The sequence below is a fragment of the Microbacterium sp. genome, from assembly GCF_039812165.1.
Taxonomy (GTDB): domain Bacteria; phylum Actinomycetota; class Actinomycetes; order Actinomycetales; family Microbacteriaceae; genus Microbacterium.
On the sequence record NZ_JBDIAB010000287.1, the window covers coordinates 1 to 2,920 of the forward strand.

The 2,920-nt window shown below is 72.8% G+C and carries 5 protein-coding genes; all 5 read left to right on the forward strand.

The annotated features are described in order from the left end of the window. Positions 1-144: 144 nt before the first annotated feature. Positions 145-360, forward strand: a complete 216-nt coding sequence (locus tag WML84_RS14395) for a DUF2945 domain-containing protein (protein ID WP_347346826.1) — start codon at positions 145-147, stop codon at positions 358-360. Beyond that, the gene (locus WML84_RS14400) at positions 353-919 is read left to right on the forward strand and encodes a DUF488 domain-containing protein (protein WP_347346827.1); all 567 of its coding nucleotides are present in this window, start codon (positions 353-355) and stop codon (positions 917-919) included. The genes WML84_RS14395 and WML84_RS14400 overlap by 8 nt, the downstream gene beginning before the upstream one ends. A gap of 136 nt (positions 920-1,055) precedes the next feature. Continuing rightward, positions 1,056-1,217: a hypothetical protein gene (locus WML84_RS14405; protein WP_347346828.1), complete on the forward strand. Its 162-nt coding sequence runs from the start codon at positions 1,056-1,058 to the stop codon at positions 1,215-1,217. Positions 1,218-1,342: 125 nt separating this feature from the next. Beyond that, complete coding sequence (locus tag WML84_RS14410) at positions 1,343-1,501, forward strand: hypothetical protein (protein ID WP_347346829.1); 159 nt, start codon at positions 1,343-1,345, stop codon at positions 1,499-1,501. Between the two features lie 65 nt (positions 1,502-1,566). Further along, on the forward strand, positions 1,567-2,920 hold a 1,354-nt coding region (locus WML84_RS14415; protein ID WP_347346830.1), incomplete at its 3' end, for an ABC transporter transmembrane domain-containing protein.

Sequence of the window (2,920 nt, forward strand, 5' to 3'; positions counted from 1 at the left end):
GACGTTGTCGAGCCCCCCGACCATGTCGTCCGGCAACCGGTCGAGCTCGTCGGTGACGAGGGACTCGAACGCGGCGGCATCCATCTTCATGTCGGTGCGAGTCTACCGGGGGTGCTTGAATAGGGCGGACCGGAGGTGTCGGACATGCCGGATCGATTCAGCATCGGCGACCACGTGACGTGGAACTCGGAGGCGGGACACGTCTCGGGTCGTGTCATCACGGTGCACACTCGGGACTTCGACTACAAGGGCCACACCCATCGGGCGTCGCCGGACGATCCGCAGTACGAGATCGCGAGCGACAAGACCGACCATGTGGCCGCGCACAAGGGCAGTGCGCTGCGGCTCGTCGATGAGTGAGCCGTTCTTCACGATCGGACACTCCGACCGCACGCTGGTCGAGTTCGTCGGGCTGCTGCAGGAGTCCGGTGTCGAGCTCGTCGTGGACGTACGGAGGCTTCCGGGCTCGTCCCGGCATCCGCAGTTCGACGAGGACGAGCTCGCGGCGTCGCTCGGCCGTGCCGGCGTCGGCTACCGCCGCACGGAGGGGCTCACCGGGCGCCGACCGGTCAGCCGGGAGGTGCCGTTCGAGGTGAACGCCTGGTGGGAGAACCGCAGCTTCCACAACTACGCCGACTGGGCGCTCTCCGACGGCTTCGAGCACGCCCTCGACGAGCTGCGCGCGCAGGGGCGGACGCGGCGCTCGGCAGTGATGTGCTCCGAGGCGGTGTGGTGGCGGTGCCACCGGCGGATCATCGCCGATCATCTGCTCGCGCACGGCGAGGACGTGCGGCACATCCTCGGTCGAGGGCACGTCGACGCCGCGGAGCCGAGCGCGGGCGCCGTGGTCGGGATCGACGGTCGCGTGACCTATCCGCCGCTCACGTCGGCCCCAGGGAGCGACGGCCGCGCGTCTTAGGCACCGCGTCGGCCTACACCTCCCCCTCCCGACGGGGTATGCGAAAGCCCGCGTCGGGCCGATGCGCGTCGCCGCGCACGGAGGCCAGTGTGTCGTCGAGGCGGCATCGGGCCGCCCTGACGACAGGAGAGAACACATGGATGCCTTCCCGCAGCCTTCCGCCATCGGACGAGGTCCCAGCGACGCCGAGCTCGACGCCTTCCACGGCGGCGGCGCCACGTGCGTCATCACGGTCACGAGCGACGGCAAGGTCACCACGTCGGGCGACTGCTCGAACGTCACGATCAAGGACCGGTGACCCGACGTACCGCCGTCACGGTATGCCGGTTCCCGTCCTGGTCCGATGACGGCACGGCTCCCCGCGCCGCACGATGGGCGGCGGAGGGGCGACACCTGGTCGCTCTCTGACCAAGGAGGACACTCATGAGCGATCTGACTCTCGGACGGACCCTGACCGACGCCGAGCTGAGCGGGTTCCACGGCGGCGCGTGTGAGGTCACGATCACGCGGGACCACCTGGGCAACGTCGTGAAGGTCACGACCACCGGCGACTGCAGCAACGTCCAGGTCATCGTCAAGTGATGCTCCGGGGCTCCGGTCCGAGACCGGGCCGGAGCCCCGGCATCCTTCCGCAGAGGAGCCGTCCCATGCCGCGCCTGCCCGTCGTGCTGCAGACCGCCGAGACCGACTGCGCCCCGGCGTGTCTCACCGCCCTCGTGCGCCGCTTCGGCGGCGCCGCGACGCTGGCCGAGGTGCGCCGCGACCTCGATCCCGGTCGCGACGGCACCTCGGCGCTCGTGCTCCGCGATGCCGCCGCACGCTGGGGCGTGGAGCTCACCGCCGTGCTGGCCCCCGTCGACGAGCTCGCCGAGCGGATCGGCGAGCTCACGGCACCGGCCGTGCTGCACCTCTCGCGCCAGCACTACGTCGTGGTCGAACGGGTCGGCCGCGACGGCGCCGTGCACGTGATGGATCCCGGCGTCGGGCGGCGCCGCATGGGCCGCGAGGACGTGCGCGCCCAGGCGAGCGGGCTCGTCCTGCTCGCCGCACCGGGAGAGGCCGCGATCCCGGCCGTCCCGCGGGAGCGGCCACGACTGGTCGCGGACGTGGTGCGCGCCGTGCGCCGACCGCTGGCCCGCGCGCTGCTGCTCTCCGCGCTGCTCGCCCTCGGCGGGCTGGGGATGCCGGTGCTCACCGCCGTCATCGTCGACGGGCTCGTCGCCGACGGCGCCGACGGTCGGCGCTGGCTCCTCCTCGGCCTCGCCCTGGCGGCGCTTCTCGGGCTCCTGGCGCTCGCGCGCGGCCTCGTGCTCGCCACGCTGCAGCACCGCCTGGCCGGCACGCTCGGATCCCGCGTCGCCGGATCCCTCTACACGCGGGAGCTGCGCTTCTTCGACCGCCGGTCGGTGGGCGACCTGTTCGGGCGGGTCGAGTCGGCCCACGACATCCACGCCCTCCTGAGCGTGGCCTTGCTCGGGGCGGCGCTGGACGCCGCGCTGACCGTCGGCTACCTCGTCGCCCTCGCCGTGATCGCACCGCCGCTCGCCGCGCTCGCCGGCGCGGCCATCGTCGTAGCGCTCGCCGTGTCGCTGCTGGTCGCACGGCACAGCGCGGCGTTGCGGCGTGAGGAGATCCTCGTGACGGCCGACGCGGCGACCGCGATGGTCGACGGCATCACCGGCGTCGCCACCCTGCGCGCGTACGGGGCAGAGCCGCACGTGCTCGCCCGGTGGACCGCGCTCCTCGACCGCAGGCTCGTGCTGACGCGTGCCCGCGCGCGGCTGTCCGCCCTCTCTGCGGGCGTGCTGTCCGCGCTCGCCGTCGCGACGCCGCTGACGGCGCTCGTGGTGGCCGCCCGTGCCGGAGACGTGAGCCCGGGTACGGCGCTCGGACTCATGGCGCTCACGACGGCGGCACTCCTTCCGGTGTCGTCCCTGGCGACGCAGGTCGTGCACGCCGCCGACCTCCGGCCCATGCTCGATCGCCTCGAGGACCTGGAGT